This window comes from Delftia acidovorans SPH-1, assembly GCF_000018665.1.
GTDB classification, from domain to species: Bacteria; Pseudomonadota; Gammaproteobacteria; order Burkholderiales; family Burkholderiaceae_C; genus Comamonas; species Comamonas acidovorans.
In genome coordinates this window covers 4,644,222-4,661,925 of sequence record NC_010002.1, presented here as the reverse complement: position 1 = coordinate 4,661,925, position 17,704 = coordinate 4,644,222, and the positions used below count along the sequence as shown (strand labels likewise).

Annotated in this window: 15 protein-coding genes; 8 read left to right on the top strand and 7 right to left on the bottom strand. The window is 69.5% G+C overall.

Annotated elements, in window-relative coordinates:
• Positions 1–4 precede the first annotated feature (4 nt).
• From tsaA to DACI_RS21460, 6 genes are all read right to left on the bottom strand, one after another.
• Complete coding sequence (gene tsaA, locus DACI_RS21485; protein ID WP_012206063.1) at positions 5–505, bottom strand: tRNA (N6-threonylcarbamoyladenosine(37)-N6)-methyltransferase TrmO; 501 nt, start codon at positions 503–505, stop codon at positions 5–7.
• Entirely contained in the window at positions 502–864 is a 363-nt protein-coding gene (locus DACI_RS21480) for a winged helix-turn-helix domain-containing protein (RefSeq protein WP_013802017.1), read from the bottom strand. The genes tsaA and DACI_RS21480 overlap by 4 nt, the downstream gene beginning before the upstream one ends.
• Positions 865–1,216: 352 nt before the next feature.
• Positions 1,217–3,493, bottom strand: a complete 2,277-nt coding sequence (locus tag DACI_RS21475; RefSeq protein ID WP_043782238.1) for an AsmA family protein — start codon at positions 3,491–3,493, stop codon at positions 1,217–1,219.
• Between the two features lie 147 nt (positions 3,494–3,640).
• Positions 3,641–4,975, bottom strand: coding sequence for an MFS transporter (locus DACI_RS21470; RefSeq protein WP_012206060.1), 1,335 nt, complete (start codon positions 4,973–4,975; stop codon positions 3,641–3,643).
• 111 nt (positions 4,976–5,086) lie between these two features.
• A complete protein-coding gene (locus DACI_RS21465) occupies positions 5,087–6,019 on the bottom strand; it encodes a BKACE family enzyme (protein WP_012206059.1) in 933 nt (310 codons plus the stop codon).
• A gap of 54 nt (positions 6,020–6,073) precedes the next feature.
• Positions 6,074–6,868 (bottom strand): SDR family oxidoreductase, encoded by a 795-nt coding sequence (locus tag DACI_RS21460; RefSeq protein ID WP_012206058.1) that lies wholly within the window; start codon positions 6,866–6,868, stop codon positions 6,074–6,076.
• Positions 6,869–7,006: 138 nt separating this feature from the next.
• Between DACI_RS21460 and DACI_RS21455 the strand changes: the two genes are divergently transcribed.
• The 8 genes from DACI_RS21455 (at position 7,007) to DACI_RS21420 (ending at position 14,503) form a co-directional block, all read left to right on the top strand.
• Positions 7,007–7,762 (top strand): GntR family transcriptional regulator, encoded by a 756-nt coding sequence (locus DACI_RS21455; protein ID WP_012206057.1) that lies wholly within the window; start codon positions 7,007–7,009, stop codon positions 7,760–7,762.
• Positions 7,763–7,826: 64 nt separating this feature from the next.
• Positions 7,827–8,054, top strand: a complete 228-nt coding sequence (locus DACI_RS21450; RefSeq protein WP_012206056.1) for an AbrB/MazE/SpoVT family DNA-binding domain-containing protein — start codon at positions 7,827–7,829, stop codon at positions 8,052–8,054.
• Entirely contained in the window at positions 8,051–8,467 is a 417-nt protein-coding gene (locus DACI_RS21445; protein WP_012206055.1) for a putative toxin-antitoxin system toxin component, PIN family, read from the top strand. The genes DACI_RS21450 and DACI_RS21445 overlap by 4 nt, the downstream gene beginning before the upstream one ends.
• A 12-nt stretch (positions 8,468–8,479) precedes the next feature.
• The gene (locus DACI_RS21440; protein ID WP_012206054.1) at positions 8,480–9,397 is read left to right on the top strand and encodes a pseudouridine synthase; all 918 of its coding nucleotides are present in this window, start codon (positions 8,480–8,482) and stop codon (positions 9,395–9,397) included.
• Positions 9,398–9,503: 106 nt separating this feature from the next.
• Positions 9,504–10,052: a TetR/AcrR family transcriptional regulator gene (locus DACI_RS21435; RefSeq protein WP_013802028.1), complete on the top strand. Its 549-nt coding sequence runs from the start codon at positions 9,504–9,506 to the stop codon at positions 10,050–10,052.
• A gap of 1 nt (position 10,053) precedes the next feature.
• Positions 10,054–11,829, top strand: a complete 1,776-nt coding sequence (locus tag DACI_RS21430) for an MFS transporter (RefSeq protein ID WP_012206052.1) — start codon at positions 10,054–10,056, stop codon at positions 11,827–11,829.
• 29 nt (positions 11,830–11,858) lie between these two features.
• A complete protein-coding gene (locus DACI_RS21425) occupies positions 11,859–13,052 on the top strand; it encodes an HlyD family secretion protein (RefSeq protein ID WP_012206051.1) in 1,194 nt (397 codons plus the stop codon).
• Positions 13,049–14,503: an efflux transporter outer membrane subunit gene (locus DACI_RS21420; RefSeq protein WP_012206050.1), complete on the top strand. Its 1,455-nt coding sequence runs from the start codon at positions 13,049–13,051 to the stop codon at positions 14,501–14,503. Before DACI_RS21425 ends, DACI_RS21420 begins: the two co-directional genes overlap by 4 nt.
• Here DACI_RS21420 and DACI_RS21415 read toward each other — a convergent pair whose 3' ends face one another.
• A complete protein-coding gene (locus tag DACI_RS21415; RefSeq protein ID WP_012206049.1) occupies positions 14,504–17,704 on the bottom strand; it encodes a tetrathionate reductase subunit A in 3,201 nt (1,066 codons plus the stop codon). It abuts the gene before it with no gap.

The following is a 17,704-nucleotide window of genomic DNA, read 5'->3' as shown; positions in this document are numbered from 1 at the left end:
AGGCTCAGGCCATGCGGGCGTCCGCGCGGATGTCCGGCATCTGGTCTATGCGCTTGCCGAACCAGCCTATGCGCTCGGTCTGGCGCACATCCAGCCTGGGCACGTAGGGCTTGATGTCGAGCACGGGCGTGCCGTCCAGCATGTCGTTGCCCAGGAAATGCAGCAGCAGTCCTTCGCGCCGCACCAGGCGCACGATGGACAGGCCCAGCCGGTTGGGCCGCGCCGGGGCGCGCGTGGCGAACACGCCGTGGCTGCTGTCGTCCATGAAGGGCACGACTTCCAGCTTTTCCACGGCCTGGTGCAGGTGGGTGATGAGGATCAGGTAGTCAAAGCCTTCGATGTCGCGCAGCCCGGCCTCGAACTCGGGCAGCAGCTCCACGCTGCCGGCCTCGTCGGCCGCGCCCGCCGTCTGTATGGGCATGCCCACCGGGTCGGTGAAGCGGCTGCGCACATGGCCGATGGGGCGGCAGGCGATGGCCTGCGCCGTGGAGCCGGCCGCGCTCATGCGCTCGTTCCCTGGGGATTGAGCAGGCGCGTCAGCGCGGCGATATCGGCCGCCGCCGCCATGCGCGCCGTGGTCTCTATGGAGCGGTAATGCCTGACGATGGCTTCGCCCGTGGAGGTGAGCGAGGCGCCGCCGCCATGGGCGCCGCCGGCGCTGGTGTTGACGGCCGGCGTCTGCAGCGCGCGGTTCATCTCGTCGACCAGCACCCAGGCGCGCCGGTAGGACATGCCCAGCGATCGCGCTGCAGCCGAGATGGAGCCCGCCTCGGCAATGGCTTCGAGCAACTGCACCTTGCCGGGACCGATGGCAATGGTGCTGTCGTTGTATACGCGCAGGCGGAACTGGACTTTGGAGGACATGGGGAAAGGACTTGGCACAGGAGAAAAGCGAACGTCAAGGTTAAGCGAAATCAACGGCTTGCGCCGTCACAGGGGCTAAGGGGAAATACGCAATGCATGGATCGCTACAGCGAAGGGGTGCTCTGGCAGGGCGTTCCTGCACACGGGCCGTCGGGGCCGGCGCGCTGGCGCTGCCGCCAGGGCGCCCGCTGCCTGCGCATCGTCTGCGAGTGCATTGGCGAGGCCCTTGACCTGCCGGCGCCGCGTCTCGATGCCTGTGTGCTGCGGCGCTATTTCGTCACATTGCCACCGGGTTTGCTAGCCTTTTTGCGCCAATGCAGCGCGGCGCTTGCCGCGCATCCTGGCCACGCGTTTACTTCTTGCTGCTTTCTGCCAGCAGGCGCTGGCATTGCGCATCTTCCTCGGCGGCCGGCACCGTGAGCGGCACCAGCGCCAGGGCCGCTGGCGCCACCACGGCGGCGGCTACGGCCGCGCCCGCGCGCAGCAGCAGCGGGCCGGGCTCCACGCCCACCTTGGGCTGGGCGAAACTGCCGCGCACGTACAGCGGCGTGCGCAGCGAGAAGAACTTCCACTTCAGCGACTCGGGCACGATGCGCAGGTCCATGGTCTCCTGCGCCAGGCTGATCTGTCCGGTGGCCTCGATGATGGCCTCGGGCGTGGCCAGCTTGACGTTGCGGGTGCGCGCAATGCCCTGCTTCACGGTCAGGTCGGCAACGGCGCAGTTGAGCTGCACTTCCTTGTCGGCGCCGAACAGCTTGGTGACGATGACGCTGCCCAGGTTCAGCGCGGCCAGGTCCAGGAGCTGCTTGCTGAAGCGGCCATCGCGCACATACAGGCGGATGTCGCCCGAGCTGGTGCCCAGCCATTCGGCAATGGACTGGCCCCGGCCCTCCAGCCCCAGCGCGCCGTCCATGCTGCCCAGGCTTTTCTTCATCAGTTCGATCTCGGGGAACAGGGCCGACAGCTGCAGCCCCTGGACCTTGCCCTGGAGGCTGGCCTTGGGCGGCTTGGCGCCGCTGTCCACCACGGCCTCGATGTCCAGCCGGCCCTTGGCCATGCCGAAGCGCAGCGGGGACAGGCGCAGCACGCCGTTGTCCATGACGGCATGCACGCTGAAGTCCTCGATGGGCAGGGCCTGGGGGCGCTCGATGCGGTCGCTCTTGAAGCGCACATCCATGTCCATGGCATTCCACTTGCTGGTGTCAAAGCGCTGCGTGGGCAGGGCCTTGCCGCTGGCCGCCTGCCGGGTCTTCTGTCCCTGCTTGGTGGACGGTGCTCCCACCACCGGCCCCAGGTCGGCCAGGCGCAGCTTGCGCGAGGCCAGATCGCCGCTGAGCTTGGGGCGCGGCTTGCCCGATGCGTAGTGCAGCGTGCCGCGCAGATCGCTCTGGCCCACGCGGCCATCGAATTCCTCGTAGTCCCAGACGGCGCGCCCCGGCTCCAGGCTGCCGACCAGATGGCCATTGGTGTCGAAAGGCGGTGTGCGCGGCAGCAGCAGACCCGTCAGCGGGAACAGGTCGGCCATGCTGGAGCCGCGCAGGCGCACCTGCAGGTCCATGCCCTTGAGCGCCCTGGGATTGTCGAGAATGCCCTCGGCCCGGGCGCGCAGGCTGCCCGCATGGGCCCACAGCTTCACGGGAAAGCGTGCCTGTTCGCTTTGCAGGTCCAGCACGGGGCCGATGAGGCCCTGTGCCTCGACCGTGGCCTTGGCGATGCGGCCGGTCAGGCCGACGCGCATGCCATACGGAAAGTCTGGACTGGGCGGCTGCACAAGGCTGTCCAGGCGTGCGCGCACCGCCATCTGGCGCACGCCATCGCTCCAGCCCACCAGGCCGCCGCGCAGGCTCAATTGCGCTACCTGAAAACGCCAGCGCGGCCCTGTGGACTCGGGGCGCTTGAAGGTCCAGTTGTTGCTGCCATCCTTGCGCCGGGCAAAGACCAGGTCAGGGCCTTCCAGTTGCAGATGGTCCAGCAGCACATGCCGGCCCAGCAGCGGCCACAGCCGCAGGCTGGCCGTGGCGCGCGCGGCCGTGGCCATGGTGCCGGCGTCGCGCGGGGGTGGGGCCATTTTCTCGTCGGCCAGGACGATGCTGTCGCTGTCGATCTTGGGCGCGGAAGGGCTGGCCTGCGAGTCCTTGTCCTTGCCTTCGTCCTTGTCCTTCGCCTTTCCCTTGGGCTGTTCCTTGGCTTTCTCCTCGGGCAGGCGGCCCTTGTTCAACTGGTCGGGCGGCGCGGGCAGGGCTGGCAGTTCGTCGCTGCCCTTGGCCGGTTCCTGCTCGACCTGCCAGCCTTCGGGCTGGCCCAGGGCCAGTTGCTCGGCCTCGATGGTCACGCCCGGGACCCAATGGCGCCAGCCCTGGTCCAGGGGCTGGGGCCAGGTCCAGCGCAGGCGCAGGTCGCCTTCAATGGCGAAGTGGCGGCCGGTACTTTCGCTGACGCGCTCGTTGACCCAGGGCTTGGCCCGGTTCCAGTCGAAGGTGGCAATCAGGACCACAACCGCGGCGAGCAGCAGCACCAGGGCCGAAACCGTCCACAAAAGGGCGCGCAGCCAGCGGCGGCGGGCTGGGCGGTGGGGTGCTGGTGTGGCGGCGGGGCTGTGGTTCGCTGTGTCGGTCGCTGTGTCTGTCATGGCGCAGGGGGCCGCTAAATGGGGTTCGGTCCATCCTATCGCCATGAAAACGCTTGCCAAGGCCCGGGACGCGCTGGCGGGCAGCCGGCAGGCCCGCATACAGGAGATTGACCTACAGCGCGGCCTGCGGCGGGGAAGGGGCCGTCATCACGGCGTCTCCTGGCCCTGGCGCAGCCGGGTGGATGCCAGGGCGGCCACCACCAGCAGGCCCGCCATGATGAACAGGCCGTTGCGCGTGCTGCCTGTGGCCTGTTCGATCATCCCCATCACCGTGGGGCCGATGAAGCCCCCCACCAGGCCGCAGGTATTGACCAGGGCTATGCCGCCCGCCAGCCCCGCGCCCGCCAGCCTCGAGGCGGGAAACAGGAAGACCACGGACTGCACCACGAAGAACATCAGCGCCGTCAGGCTGAAACCCAGCAGTCCCAGGGCTGGAGAGGCCTTGCCCGCCAGCGCGGCCACCAGCAGGCCGGCGGCCATGGTGGCCAGGCCCGCCAGCAGCATGCGCCGGCAGCGCTGCGGGTGGGTGGCAAAGCGCGGCAGCCAGGCCGCACCGATGGCCGCTGCGATCCAGGGCACGGAGTTGAGCGTGCCGATCTGCAGCGGCGAGAGCTGGCCGTAGGTGCCGATGATGCCCGGCAGGAAGAAGATCACCGTGTAGATGCTGATCTGGTGGCAGAAGTAGACGAGGATGGCCAGCCAGATCTGGCGGTCGCGAAGGCAGTCCCTGAGCGAGTGGCCCACCTGGCCGGCGCTGGCCTGCTGGTCCTGCTCGGCCTGCAGGCGATGCAGTACCTCGCGCGATTCGGCGGCCGTCAGCCAGGGCGCGCTGGCCGGGCCGTCTGGCAGCTTCTTCCAGACCACCCAGGCCAGGGCCACGGCGGGCAGGCCCTCGATCACGAACATCCATTGCCAGCCGTGCCAGCCCAGGAAGCCGTCCATCTGCAGCAGCGCGCCGCCCACGGGGCCGCTGAGGATGTTGGCAATGCACACGCCCAGCAGGAAGTAGCCGATGGCGCGGGCCCGTTCCTCGCGGCCGAACCAGTAGGTCAGGTAGAGCATCACGCCGGGGAACAGCCCCGCCTCGGCCGCGCCCAGCAGCACGCGCATCACGTAGAACGAGGTCTCTCCGGTGATGAAGGCCATGCCGGCCGACAGCAGGCCCCAGGTCACCATGATCCGTGTGATCCAAAAGCGCGCGCCCACCCTGTGCATGATGAGGTTGCTGGGCACTTCCAGCAGGGCGTAGCTCAGGAAGAACAGCCCCGCGCCCAGGCCGTAGGCGGCCGCCGAGATGCCCAGGTCCACCTCGATGTGCGACTTGGCCAGCGCAATGTTGGTGCGGTCAATGAAGCTGATCACATAGGACAGCACCAGCAGCGGCATCAGCCTGCGGAAGATGCGGGCGTTGAGCGCCGCGCTGGCACTGCTGGCCGCATTGCCAGGAACTGGCGGCGGCGCATGGACGGAATGGCTGGACATGGTGCTTGTCTCCTTCAAGGCTTGGGGGGCGTGGGGCGGAACTTCCAGGGGCCGGCCCGGCCTGCTGCTGCAGGCTCTGGTGCTATGTGCTGGATGGTGGGAAAGGGGGGCTCAGAAGGCGACGTTGGCCGCACCCTTGAGGCCCAGCATGCTGCGCGCCTCGTCAGGCGTGGCGACGTCGACATTCAGGGCCTCGAGCACGGTGCGGATGCGGCGCACCTGCTCGGCGCTGGAGGTGGCCAGCTGCCCCGGGCCTATCCACAGAGAGTCTTCCAGCCCCACGCGCACATGCGAGCCCATGGCCGCGCCCATGGTGGCCAGCGGCAGCTGGTTGCGCCCGGCGCCCAGGATGGACCACTGGTAGTTGCTGCCCAGCAGGCGGTCGGCCGTGCGCCGCATGTGCATCAGGTCCTCCGGGTGGCCGCCGATGCCGCCCAGGATGCCGAACACCGACTGCACGAACACGGGCCCCTGCACCAGCCCGCGGTCCACGAAATGCGCCAGGTTGTGCAGGTGGCTGATGTCGTAGCACTCGAACTCGAAGCGCGTGCCCTGGGCCTGGCCCAGCCGCAGGATGCCTTCGATATCGGCAAAGGTGTTCTTGAAGACCAGGTTGCGGCTGTTTTCCAGATGCTCGCGCTCCCAGGCGTGTTCCAGGTTCGGGAAGCGCTCCAGCATGGGGAACAGGCCGAAGTTCATCGATCCCATGTTCAGCGAGGCCAGCTCGGGCTGGAACTCGGTGACGGGCCGCATGCGCTCTGGCACCGTCATGTGCGGGCTGCCGCCCGTGGTGATGTTGACGATGGCATCGCTCTCGGCACGGATCGCCTTGAGAAAGGGGCGGAACAGATCCGGGTCCTGCGAAGGGCGCCCGTCGCGGGGATCACGGGCATGCAGGTGCACGATGGCGGCGCCGGCCTCGGCGGCATCGATGGCGGCGCGGGCAATCTGCTCGGCCGTCACGGGCAGGTGGGGCGACATGCTGGGCGTGTGGATGGCGCCCGTGGGCGCGCAGGTGATGATGGCTTTGGTGCGGGTGGCCATGGAAGGTCCTTGCAAACGGTGAAAAGACGAGAGGAGGGGAGGAGGAGAGGGCGCTCAGCTCAGCGCCTGTGTCAGCCCATCGACGGCCAGCTCCTGGCCCGTGACATGGCCGGCCAGCGGGCTGGCGGCAAACACGGCCATGTTGGCAATGTCGCGCGCCGTGGCCATGCGGCCCAGCGCGGCCTGGTGCGTGTAGCTGCGCGTGACGTCCTCCAGCGGCAGGCCGCGCGCCTGCGCCTTGGCGGCAATCACATCGCGGATGCGCGGGCCGTCCACGGCGCCCGGCAGGATGGCGTTCACCCGGATGCCGTCGGCGCCCAGCTCCAGCGCCAGCGACTTGGTGAAGCCGATCACCGCCCACTTGGACGCCGAATAGGCCGAGCGGCCCGGCATGCCCAGGTGGCCTGCCGCCGAAGACAGGTTGACGATGGCTGCCTGCCGGCCCTCGCGTGCCGATTGCCGGAGCCGGGGCACGGCCAGCCGCGTGCACAGGAAGGCGCCGGTGATGTTCACATCCAGCGTGCGCTGCCAGTCGGCCAGGTCCAGCGTCTCCACCGCGCCCGTGGGGCCGGCCACCCCGGCGTTGTTGACGAGGATGTCCAGGCCGCCCAACTCGTTGTCCACGGCCTTGAACAGGGCCTGCACCTGCAAGGCATCCGACACATCGGCAAGACGGCCGCTGGCGCCGGGCAGGGCGGCAGCCAGCGCATCCAGGCTGGCCTGGGCCACGTCACAGACCATGACGCGCGCGCCGGCCTCGGCAAAGGCGCGGCTGATTTCCAGGCCGATTCCGGCGGCGCCCGCCGTCACCAGGACGCGCTGGCCGGCCAGAAGATCGTTTTTCCACATGCGGGGACTCCTTGGGAACTCAAACAAAGGTGAAAGGGATTCGGGTTGGTTTTGGATTTTGTATCTGTGATCACAGATCAAATATGGTGAATACCCTATGCGGCATGACAGCGGCGGCGCCGCGCTACCATCGCCGCCATGGCCATCAACGAACTAGTCACCCCACTCAAACGGCAGACCCTCAGCAGCGATGTCTATGCACAGCTCAGGGAATTGCTGATCACGGGCCAGATGATTCCGGGCGAGCAGATCTCGCTGCGCACCACGGCCAGCGCGCTGGGCGTCAGCGTCATGCCCGTGCGCGAGGCCGTGCACCGGCTGGTGGCCGAGCAGGCGCTGGAACTCACGCCCAACCGCGCGCTGCGCGTGCCCTTGATGACGGAAAGCGCCTTCCGCGAGATCACGCGCATCCGCGTCAACCTCGAAGGCCTGGCCACGGAGCAGGCGGCCCGGCAACTGCCGGCCGCCGAGCTGGAACGCATCGCCGCCCTGCAGGACCGCTTTGCGGCCGAGATGGCCAGCGCCGTGCCGGACGGCGCGCGGCTCATCGCCTTCAACAAGGATTTCCACTTCGCCGTCTACAGCGCGGCCGGCATGCCCATGCTGCTGCAGATGATCGAGGCGCTGTGGCTGCGCATAGGCCCCATCCTCAACCACGACATGCGCTCGGGCTCGCGCCGCGTGAGCGAACAGGTGGCGGTCGGCCACCACGCGCGCCTGGTCGAGGCCCTGCGTCGCGGCGATGCGCCAGCCGCCAAGGAGGCGCTGCGCGGCGACATCGAAAGCGCGGCCGACTACATCGTTTCGGCGGGCGTGCTGGTGACGGCGGACAGCGGGTTGAACGGCGTGAGTGGACTGAGCGGGCCAGCCTCGCCAGGTGAAGAAGCCCGGTGAGACGCAGAGGAATGAGGTAAGGAAGTAAGATTTCCGTGTTTTCTCTCATTTGCAGGAGCCGGCCATGCTTGCCAAATTGACGTCGAAGAACCAGATCACCCTGCCCAAGGCCGTGGTGTCCGAGGTGGAGGCCGCAGAGTATTTCGAGGTGGCCGTGGAAAACGGCCGCATCGTGCTCACGCCCGTGCACGTGCAGCGTGTCCAGCGCGCACAGGCCGTCCGCGACAAGCTGCAGCAGATGGGCATCACCGAAGAGGATGTGCAGGAGGCGACCTCCTGGGCGCGCAAATGATGCGTGTCGTCCTGGACACCAACGTCGTGCTCTCGGCATTGCTGTTCACGTCGGGCCGTCTTGCGTGGATACGCCGGGCCTGGCAGCACCAGCAGTTGAAGCCCCTGGTCTGCAGGGAAACGGCCAGCGAATTGCTGCGCGTGCTCGCCTACCCGAAGTTCAAGCTGTCAACGGCCGAGCAACAGGCCTTGCTGGAGGATTTCCTGCCCTGGGCCGATGTCGTCACACTGCCGCAGCCCTGGCCTGCATTGCCGCTGTGCCGGGACGACAAGGACCAGGTGTTCCTGGTGCTGGCGCATGTGGGCCGGGCCCAGGCGCTCATCACCGGCGACGGCGACCTTCTGGCGCTGCGTGACAGCTTTCCCGGCCTGATCGTGACGCCCGATGAGTGGGCAGCGCTGCACAAGCGCTGAGGGCAGGAATCCATGCACAACGCCCACGACCCCAAGGTTCTTCCCATACGCGACGGCGTCAGCCCCAGCTGCGTGGTGCTGCCCAGCCAGGGCGGCGGGTTGCTGATCGATTTTCTGGCCGAGCGCCTGCCGGCCGTGGCGCGCGAAGACTGGCTGCGGCGCCTGGCGCTGCGCGAGGTGGTGGACGAGCATGGCCGCGCCGCCGATGCAGGCACGGCCTTTGCGCCGGGCCTGCGCTACTACTACTACCGCGAGCTGCAGGCCGAGCCGCCCATTCCCTTCGAGGCCGAGGTCCTCCACCGCGACGCGCATCTGCTGGTGGCCGACAAGCCGCATTTCCTGCCCGTGGTGCCGGCCGGCAAGTACCTGCAGCAGACGCTGCTGGTGAGGCTCAAGCGCGAGTTCGACCTGCCCGAGCTGTCGCCCATCCACCGCATCGACCGCGACACGGCGGGGCTGGTGGTGTTTTCGGTGCAGCGCGCCACGCGCGGCATCTACCAGGCGCTGTTCCGCGACCGCGCCATCCACAAGACCTACGAGGCCGTGGCCCCCTGGCGCGAGGACGTGGTTTTCCCGCGCACGCATGAAAGCCGCATGGAAGAAAGCGGCCATTTCTTTCGCATGCACGAGGTGGCCGGCACACCCAACACCCGCACCCACATGCAGGTGCTGGAGCAGCACGGCCGCTGGGCGCGCTACCGGCTGGAGCCCGAAAGCGGCAAGCGCCACCAGCTGCGCGTGCACATGGCCGCCCTGGGACTGCCGCTGTGGGGCGACGGCTTCTATCCCGAAGTGCATGACATGCCCGAGGGCGACTACTCGCGCCCGCTGCAGCTGCTGGCGCGCAGCCTGGCCTTCACCGATCCTCTGGACGGCCAGTCGCGGCGCTTTGACAGCCGCCGCCAGCTGCTGCCGCTGACCGACCTGTAGAGGCCTTGCCGCTGCTGGAAACCGCTGGCTTTTTTGCCCATGGCCACGCCATGGGATAGGCCGGTTGCGGACATTTAACGGACAACTTTGTCCGATAATTGTCCGCATGACTTCCAAAAGACCCAGTGCCGATATCCGCCGCGCCCAGTTGCTGGACGCGGCCGATGCCGTGTTTTCCGAGCATGGCGTGACCGCGCCGCTGGACCTGGTGGTCGAGCGCGCCGAGGTCGGCCGCGCCACGCTGTACCGGCAGTTTCCTGACCGGCGTGCGCTGATGCTGGCGCTGCTGGAGCGTTCGCTGGACAACATGCGCCTCGCGGCCGAGGCCATGGCCGAGGACGACGATGCCTTCTACAAGCTGCTGTCGCGCCTGGCCGAGCGCATTGCGGTCTCGGCCCCCATCACCGATTACTGGCGCACCGTGGAGCGCGGCGACGAGGTCATCGCCCAGGCGCGCGTTGCCATGTGGCAGATCTTTCGGCCGGCCATGGACCGGGCCGTGGCCTGCGGCCATTGCCGCCAGCCGCTGACGCAGGCCGAGCTGTCCCTGGTCTTCGGCATGCTGGGCGCCTCGCTGCGCGGCGAGACGCCGCAGCAGCGGCGCACCCTGGCGCGCAAGGCGCTGCAGATCGTCTGGCAAGGCCTGAAGGCCTGACATGGCCACCACACCCACTCCACCGGGGCCCGTGCTGCCCCCGTCGCCCCCCGTCGTCTACCTCAAGCCCCCGCCGGACTGGGAAGAGCATGAAAAGCCCAGCCTGCCGGGCTCGCCGTCCATGCCGCTGCACCAGCCGGCCGTGCGCGCCGCCTATGGCCTGATCGCCGTGCTGGTGGCGCTGACGGGTGGCCTGGGCAATGCACTGTTCACGGCCAACCTGCCCACCATCCAGGGGCAGATGGGGCTGACGTCTTCCGAGGCCGCCTGGCTGACCGGCGCCTACGTCATGCTCAACATGACGGCCAATTTGCTGGTCTACAAGTTCCGCCAGCAGTTCGGCATGCGGCTGTTCGCCGAGATCGGCCTGGGCCTGTATGCGCTGCTGACGCTGCTGCACCTGGTGCTGGGCAGCTACACCAGCCTGCTCATGCTGCGCGCGGCCAGCGGCCTGGCGGGCGCCACCTGCAGCACGCTGGGCACGCTCTACATGCTGCAGGCCGCGCCGCGCAAGCATGTGCTCAAGATGCTGGTCATCGGCGTGGGGCTGGGGCAGATCGCCACGCCGCTGGCCTGGATCCTCTCGCCGGGCCTGCTGTTCAACAGCGAGTGGCACAACCTCTACCTGTTCGAGGCCGGCCTGGCCCTGATCTCGTTCGCGGGCGTGGTGGTGCTCAAGCTGCCGCCGGGCGTGCACATCCGCAGCTTCGAGCGGCTGGACTTCCTGACCTTCTTCCTCATGGTGCCCGGCGTGGGCCTGCTGATCGCCGTACTGGTGCAGGGCTACAACCACTGGTGGCTGGACACGCCCTGGCTGGCCTGGATGCTGATCGGCTCCATCGTCCTGCTGAGCGTGGCGCTGTACATCGAGCACCACCGTCGCAACCCCATGCTGCAGACGCGCTGGTTCGTGCTGGCGCCCACGGTGCGTTTCGTGATCGGTGCGCTGCTGCTGCGCTTTCTGACCACCGAGCAGACCTATGGCGTGATCGGCATGCAGCGCATGCTGGGCATGACGGTGGACCAGATGCAGCCGCTGTTCATCGTCATCCTGCTGGGCACCATCGCAGGCATTGCCGTGTCGGCGCTGACCTTCGGGCTGGAGAACATGGGCAAGCAGATCGTGGGCTCCATCGTGCTGTTCGCGCTGGCGGCCTGGCTGGACCACAGCCGCACCAGCCTGGCCCGGCCCGAGGACTTCTTCGGCAGCCAGTTCCTCATGGCCGTGGGCGCGGGCCTGTTCATGGGGCCGCTGATGCTGATCGGCGTGGTGCAGGGCCTGAAGTTCGGCGCGCACTACATGCTGACGGCCATCGTCACCATCTCCATGACGCAGGCCATGGGCGCGCTCATGGGCTCGGCCCTGCTGAGCACCTACCAGATGCACCGCGAGCAGGTGTATTCGGCCGCCATCGTGGCCGACGTCGACCCCACCGACCCCATCGTGGCCGACCGCCTGCGCCTGCAGCAGCAAAGCCTGGCCCGCGTCATTGCCGACCCGGCTCTGCGTGCGGCCCAGGGCACGGCCCAGCTGGCGCAGGCCGCACGCCGCGAGGCCAATGTGCGCGCCTACAACGACGTGTTCGCCCTCACGGCCGGCGTGGCCGTGCTCTACCTGCTGTGGATGCTGGCCCTGGCCGGCCGCGCACGCCAGCGCGCCTTCGTGGAGCGCATGCGCGCCGCCGCTGCCGATGCCTCGGCCATGCGCGGCACCGATGCCGCCGCGCCGCAGGACGCGCCGGGCCAGCCGCCCACCCAACCCGTCGCCCGCGCCTGAAACCGTTCGCCCAGAGAAAAGACAACAACATGAGTGACTCCGAAAATTCCAATGGCGGCACGGCCGCCTCTGCCTCGCCTGCGCCGGCTCCCGCTGCGGCGCCATCGCCTTCGCCTTCGCCCAAGCTCATCAAGCCCTCGCTGCGCAGCGTGCTGGTGATGCTGGTGGTCGCACTGGCCGGCGTGCTGCTGGTGCTGCGTGCCTGGAACCTGTTCCCCTTCGCGGGCACCGTGGTCAGCACCGACAACGCCTATGTGCGCGGTGCCGTCACCGTGCTTGCGCCCCAGGTCAGCGGCTATGTGACCGAGGTGCTGGTGCAGGACTACGAGAACGTCAAGGCCGGCCAGCCCCTGGTGCGCATCGACGCCCGCACCTACGAAGCCGCCCAGGCACAGGCCCAGGCCCAACTGGCCAATGCCCGCGCACAGCTGGCCAATGCCGACCAGACCCAGGCCCAGAACCGCGCCACGCTGGGCGCCAGCCGCGCCGGCCTGGCGGCGGCGCAGGCCGAATCCGACCGCGCCGCGGCCGAGCTGCAGCGCGTGCAGGCGCTGTCCGAGCGCGGCTCCGTCTCGCTCAACGAGCGTGACAAGGTGCGTGCCACCGCGCGCCTGGCGGCCACCAACGTGGCCAAGGCCCAGGCCGACATCGAGATCAACGCCCAGAAGATCAAGGCCACGACGGTGAACCGCGCCTCGCTCGAAGCCCAGGTCCAGATGGCCGAGGCCCAGCTGCGCCAGGCCCAGATCAACCTGGACAACACCGTGGTGCACGCGCCCGGCGATGGCCAGGTCAGCGAAGTCGGCGTGCGCCGGGGCCAGTACGTCACGGCCGGCTCCCAGCTCATGTACGTGGTGCCGCATACGCTGTGGGTGGTGGCCAACTTCAAGGAAACCCAGACCGCCCAGGTGCGCATAGGACAAGCTGTGCGCTTCAGCGTCGATGCGCTGGGCGGCGCCCACCTCACGGGCCGCGTGCTGGAGATCGCGCCGGCCACGGGTTCGGAATTCAGTGTGCTCAAGGCCGACAACGCCACGGGCAACTTCACCAAGGTCGTGCAGCGCCTGCCGGTCAAGATTGCAATCGATCCCGACCAGGAGCTGGCCGCGCGGCTGCGCGCGGGCATGTCGGTGGTGGTGCGGCTGGATACGGCGCAGCCTGAGCCCCAACCCGCACAGCAGCCCGCACAGCAGCCCGCACCCCAACCGGAGGCCCGCCCATGACCGCCCGCGCACTGGCCATGGCCATCGCCTGCGCCGCCGCGCTGGCCGGCTGCAGCGTGCCGCCGCTGAGCACCGCGCCCGAAGCGGCCCGGCCCGCCATGCCCGCCCAGTGGAGCGGGGCAGGGCAGGAGCCGGCCGCCGCCGTCCAGGCATCGTGGTGGCAGGCCTTTGGCGATCCGCTGCTCACGCGCTGGGTGGAGCTGGCCCAGTCCCGCAACAACGATGTGCTGCTGGCCCTGTCGCGCGTGGATGAGGCGCGGGCCAACCTGGATGTGGCAGGCGCTGCGGGCCTGCCCCAGCTCTCGGCCACGGCCGGCGCCTCCACGGGCCGCAGCCTGGGCGCGCGGGGCCTGGCGCACACGCGCTCGGTTCAGCCCGGCCTGCAGGCCAGCTGGGAGCCTGATCTGTGGGGCCGCATCGCCCACCTGGAAAAGGCCGCCGCCCTGCGCCTGCAGGCCAGCGAGGCCGACCGCGACGCCGTGGCCCTGGCCGTGGCCGCCACCACGGCCCAGGCCTATGTGGGCCTGCGCTCGCTGCAATCGCAGCTGCAAGTGGCCCAGGCCACGGCCCGCTCGCGCGAACAGGCCCTGCGCCTGGCCGATGAGCAGGCGCGCGTCGGCTACACCTCGCAGCTACAGCTCACCCAGGCGCAGGCCGAGCTGCAATCCGTGCAGCAGGCCGTGGAGCAGCTGGAGCTGTCGCTGGCGCGCCAGCGCACGGCGCTCCTGCTGCTGGCCGGCGGCGAGGGTGACGAGCAGGCAGCCGCGCTCATGGCAACAACCGACAGCCAGTCCGCTGCGCTGGGCGCACCGCCGCCTGCACCGGCCGCCGGCCTGCCTTCGGCCTTGCTGCAGCGCCGCCCCGACATTGCACGGGCCCAACTGCAGCTGGCGGCCGCCGACGAAAGCCTGGCCGTGCAGCGCACCGCCTTCCTGCCCCAGGTCTCGCTGACGGCCAGCGCCGGCAGCCTGCTGGTCAACGCCCTGCAATACCACCCGGCTACGGTCTGGGCCCTGGGCGGCAGCGTGCTGGCGCCGCTGTTCACGGGCGGCCGGCTGCAAGGGCAGTTCGACGCCGCCGCCGCCCAGCGCGACCAGGCCGCCTATGCCTACCGTGGCGTGGTGATCAAGGCCCTGGCCGATGTGGAAAACGCCCTGGTGGGCACCCAGCGCCTGCAGTCGCAGTGGCAGCACGCCAGCGAGCGCGAGGCGGTGCTGCAGCGCTCCCTGGGCTTTGCCAAGGACCGCTACGAGGCCGGCTACGCCAGCTACCTGGAAGAGCTGGACGCCCAGCGCAATCTCTTCCAGGCGCAGCAGGAGGTGATACGCCTGCGCCAGAGCCAGCTGGAAAACGCCATTGCGCTGTACCAGGCGCTGGGCGGCGGCTGGCAGGCCGCCACCACACCAGTCGCTGCAACCGTCACTGCACCTGTCGCCAGCCCCGCCCGCTGATCAGACCTTCTCGATGCGCGCAGGCAGGCCCTGGCGCACCGTGGCGCCGGACACCCAGTCCACCCACACGTTTTTGCAGCCGGGCCGCGTGGGATCGGCAAAGCCCAGGTCGTTGAGGTTCACGCCATTGGCATGCTCGGCGTTCACCGGCATGGGCTGGCCGTCGATGCTGTGGCGGCCCGCGCCCAGCTCGCGGTGGCCGTAGCCGTGCTCGATGGCCACGGTGCCCGGCATCACGCCGTCGCGCACCATGGCCACGGCCGTCACCGCGCCGCCCGGCGTGCGGATGCGCACCGTGTCGCCGTTGGCGATGCCCAGCCGCTCGGCGTCATCGCGGTGCAGGGACACCGGGTTGTGCGGATGCACCTGGCGCAGCCGCGAGACGGCAATCGACATGGAACTCATCAGGTTGGACTTGTACGAGGTCAGCAGCAGCGGCCATTGCTGCTCGCCGAAATGCGTGCGCATGGCGCTGCCGTCGGCCAGCCGCGCCGGATACCAGGTGGGGCAGCCGCTGTAGCGCTCGCCCGTCATGGCGTGGCGCATGCGGGCCAGCTCCTCGCTCCAGACCTGCAGGGCAGGCGCGTGGGCCTTGCGGGTGTGGCCGTCCTTCCAGGCGTCCTCGATGCGGTCGAAGCGCCCGCCGCGCGTCAGCAGCATGGCCACCTGGCGCCATTCATCGTCCTTCAGGCGCTGGCGCAGCGCGGGCACCAGCCTGTCCACGCCGGTGATGGCGATGTCGTCATCGCTGGCCGCCGGCACGGGCTTGCCGCCTGCCCAGGCCACGTTGGCCAGTGCATGGATGAAGAAGTCCTCGGCCGAGCGCAGCGCATGGGGCTGGCCCTGGGCGTCTTTGATGGCGGCCTCGCCAAAGCCGGGCAGGCCCAGCCGTTCTGCCACGGCGAAGAGGAAGCTCTCCACGTTCACGGGCTGGCCGCCGGCCGTGCGCGCCACGGCGGGCTGCACCACGGGCCAGCGCACGGTGGAGCTTTTGGCCACCACGTCGGCCCAGGGCGCCGAGATGCCCCAGCTCTCGTAGGTCACGGTATCGGGCACGATGAAATCGGCCAGCGCGCTGGTCTCGTTGATGAAGGGGTCGATGGAGACGATCAGGGGCAGCTTCTTCGGGTCCTTGAGATCGTCCACCAGCGCGTTGCGAAAGCCCGCAATGCCGTAGACGGGGTTGCTCATGTGGTTGATCCAGGCCTTGGCGCGGTAGGGGTAGCCGGCCAGCGCGCTGGCCAGCATCTCGCTGGACAGGCCGCCCACGGCCGGGTACCACGGGGCCTGGGCGGCGGGGTAGTCCTTCGCGCCCTCGGGCTGGCCCTCGCGCTTGCGCTGGAATTCCGCGCTTTTCTCGTAGGGCTGGCGGTGGCGTGACAGCGCCAGGCCGCGCGGCTTGACCTTGCCGTCGAAGTTGGCGAAGTCGTAGCGCGGGCCCGGGCCGAAGGGGCCGAACGGGCCGGCATCCAGCACCAGGCCGCCCTGCACGTTGAGGTTGCCCACCAGGGTGTTGAGCATGCTGATGGCGTAGGCGGTGTAGAAGCCCGCGCCGCTCATGGTGCCGCCATGCGCATCGGCTACGGCGCGCTTGCCATGGCTGGTGAACTCGCGCGCCAGCGCCTCGATCTCGCCGCGCGCCACGCCGCACAGCGCCGCGTACTCGTCCAGTGTCTTGAGGCTGGCCTGCTCATGCAGCTTGGCCAGCGAGGAGCAGACCGACAGCTCGGGGGCCTGGTCCGCGCCTTCGGCCTTCAGGCCGGGCACCGCCACGCGGGTGCGCACCATCAGCTGTGCAGGCTCGGCCTGGGTGTGCGGCGCCAGGCTGCCATCGGCACGCTGCACCACGAACACATCCTGGGACGGCTTGCCGTCTTCGGCTGGCGCGGGCAGGGCCCAGCCCAGGTCGGCGCCACGCAGAAAGCTGCCATGGCGCGGGTGGCCGGGCTCGTTGACCAGCAGGTGCGTGGCATTGCTCCAGGACGCCTCGCCCGCCGCCTGCATGGCGGCCGGGCCGGGCTGGGCGAGAAAGCCCGTGTCATGGCGTGCCTCGTCCAGGATGACGCGGATCAGCGCCATGGCCAGAGCCAGGTCGCTGGCCGGCTTGACGGCCAGCCAGCGGTTGCCGCTGCCGGCAGCCAGGCTGGACGAGGTCGGCAGCACGGGCGAGACCACCACGTAGCGGAAACGGTTGTCCTCGCGCGAGCGGGCCTCGGCCAGTTCGCGGCCCTGGCGCTGGAAGGGGTTGCCGGACTGCGCGGGTGCCGCGCCGATGAACAGGCCGAAGCTGGCATGGCTCCAGTCGGGCTTGCCGTGCGGCATGCCGGGCAGGTCGCCCAGGGCCGCTGCCGCGCCCACGCGAAAGCTCTGGCCGCAGTAGGCGCCGTGGTTGCTGACGTTCACGGTGCCGAAGGACGGCCCTGCAAAGCGGCGCAGCAGCTGGGCGCGGCCTTCGTTGGAGGCGTCGGTCACCAGCAACTGGTTGGAGCGCGGACCGAACTCGGGGTTGTCGGCGTCCAGCGGCGTCTTGGTGTCCCAGATGGCGCGCAGGCCCTCGACCTGGCCTTCGCCGAACAGATCGCCGCCATCGCAGACTTCCTGCACCAGCTGCTCGAAGGAAATGCTCTGCCAGCGACCGCTGCCGCGCGGGCCCACGCGCTTGAGCGGGGTGAGCACGCGGTGCGGCGCACTTTGGTGCTCCAGCATGGACGAGCCGCGCGCGCAGGACGTGGCCCGGCCCTCCAGGCCCAGCTCCTTGCCCAGTTTGGCGTAGACCTCGCGCACGGGTTCTTCCATGGCGGCAGGGCGCGTGGTGGCCAGCGGGTGGTAGGGGTTGCCTGCCACGCGCAGGATGCGGTTGCTGGCGGTATCGACACGCACGCGCACGCCGCACTGCGTCCAGCAGCCCAGGCAGCTGGAGGGGCTGACCACCTGGCCGGGCTGGGTGGCGAGCGCGCCCGTGGCCGGGTCGATGCGGAACTCGGGCGTCAGCGAATTGCCGCGCGTGGCGCTGGCCGTGGGCGTGCCCGAGGTGCCTGCGACCAGGCCCTTGGCACCGCGCGCCAGTGTTTCCCCGTAGCCGGCCGCGAAGGCGGCCAGCCCACCGGCGGTGAGTCCGCCGCGCAGCAGCAGGCGGCGGCGGGCGGCCTCGGCATCCAGGGAATCTTCGGGAGCTTGGGGGAGTTTCTTCTTGTCGGTCAT

Bases quoted from the DNA above. Each gene is read 5' to 3' on its own strand.
- DACI_RS21475 (WP_043782238.1), bottom strand. From the start codon at position 3,493: ATGACAGACACAGCGACCGACACAGCGAACCACAGCCCCGCCGCCACA.
- DACI_RS21465 (WP_012206059.1), bottom strand. From the start codon at position 6,019: ATGGCCACCCGCACCAAAGCCATCATCACCTGCGCGCCCACGGGCGCC.
- DACI_RS21440 (WP_012206054.1), top strand. From the start codon at position 8,480: ATGCACAACGCCCACGACCCCAAGGTTCTTCCCATACGCGACGGCGTC.
- DACI_RS21415 (WP_012206049.1), bottom strand. From the start codon at position 17,704: ATGACCGACAAGAAGAAACTCCCCCAAGCTCCCGAAGATTCCCTGGAT.
- DACI_RS21430 (WP_012206052.1), top strand. From the start codon at position 10,054: ATGGCCACCACACCCACTCCACCGGGGCCCGTGCTGCCCCCGTCGCCC.
- DACI_RS21445 (WP_012206055.1), top strand. From the start codon at position 8,051: ATGATGCGTGTCGTCCTGGACACCAACGTCGTGCTCTCGGCATTGCTG.
- DACI_RS21480 (WP_013802017.1), bottom strand. From the start codon at position 864: ATGTCCTCCAAAGTCCAGTTCCGCCTGCGCGTATACAACGACAGCACC.
- DACI_RS21470 (WP_012206060.1), bottom strand. From the start codon at position 4,975: ATGTCCAGCCATTCCGTCCATGCGCCGCCGCCAGTTCCTGGCAATGCG.
- DACI_RS21460 (WP_012206058.1), bottom strand. From the start codon at position 6,868: ATGTGGAAAAACGATCTTCTGGCCGGCCAGCGCGTCCTGGTGACGGCG.
- tsaA (WP_012206063.1), bottom strand. From the start codon at position 505: ATGAGCGCGGCCGGCTCCACGGCGCAGGCCATCGCCTGCCGCCCCATC.
- DACI_RS21455 (WP_012206057.1), top strand. From the start codon at position 7,007: ATGGCCATCAACGAACTAGTCACCCCACTCAAACGGCAGACCCTCAGC.
- DACI_RS21435 (WP_013802028.1), top strand. From the start codon at position 9,504: ATGACTTCCAAAAGACCCAGTGCCGATATCCGCCGCGCCCAGTTGCTG.
- DACI_RS21425 (WP_012206051.1), top strand. From the start codon at position 11,859: ATGAGTGACTCCGAAAATTCCAATGGCGGCACGGCCGCCTCTGCCTCG.
- DACI_RS21420 (WP_012206050.1), top strand. From the start codon at position 13,049: ATGACCGCCCGCGCACTGGCCATGGCCATCGCCTGCGCCGCCGCGCTG.
- DACI_RS21450 (WP_012206056.1), top strand. From the start codon at position 7,827: ATGCTTGCCAAATTGACGTCGAAGAACCAGATCACCCTGCCCAAGGCC.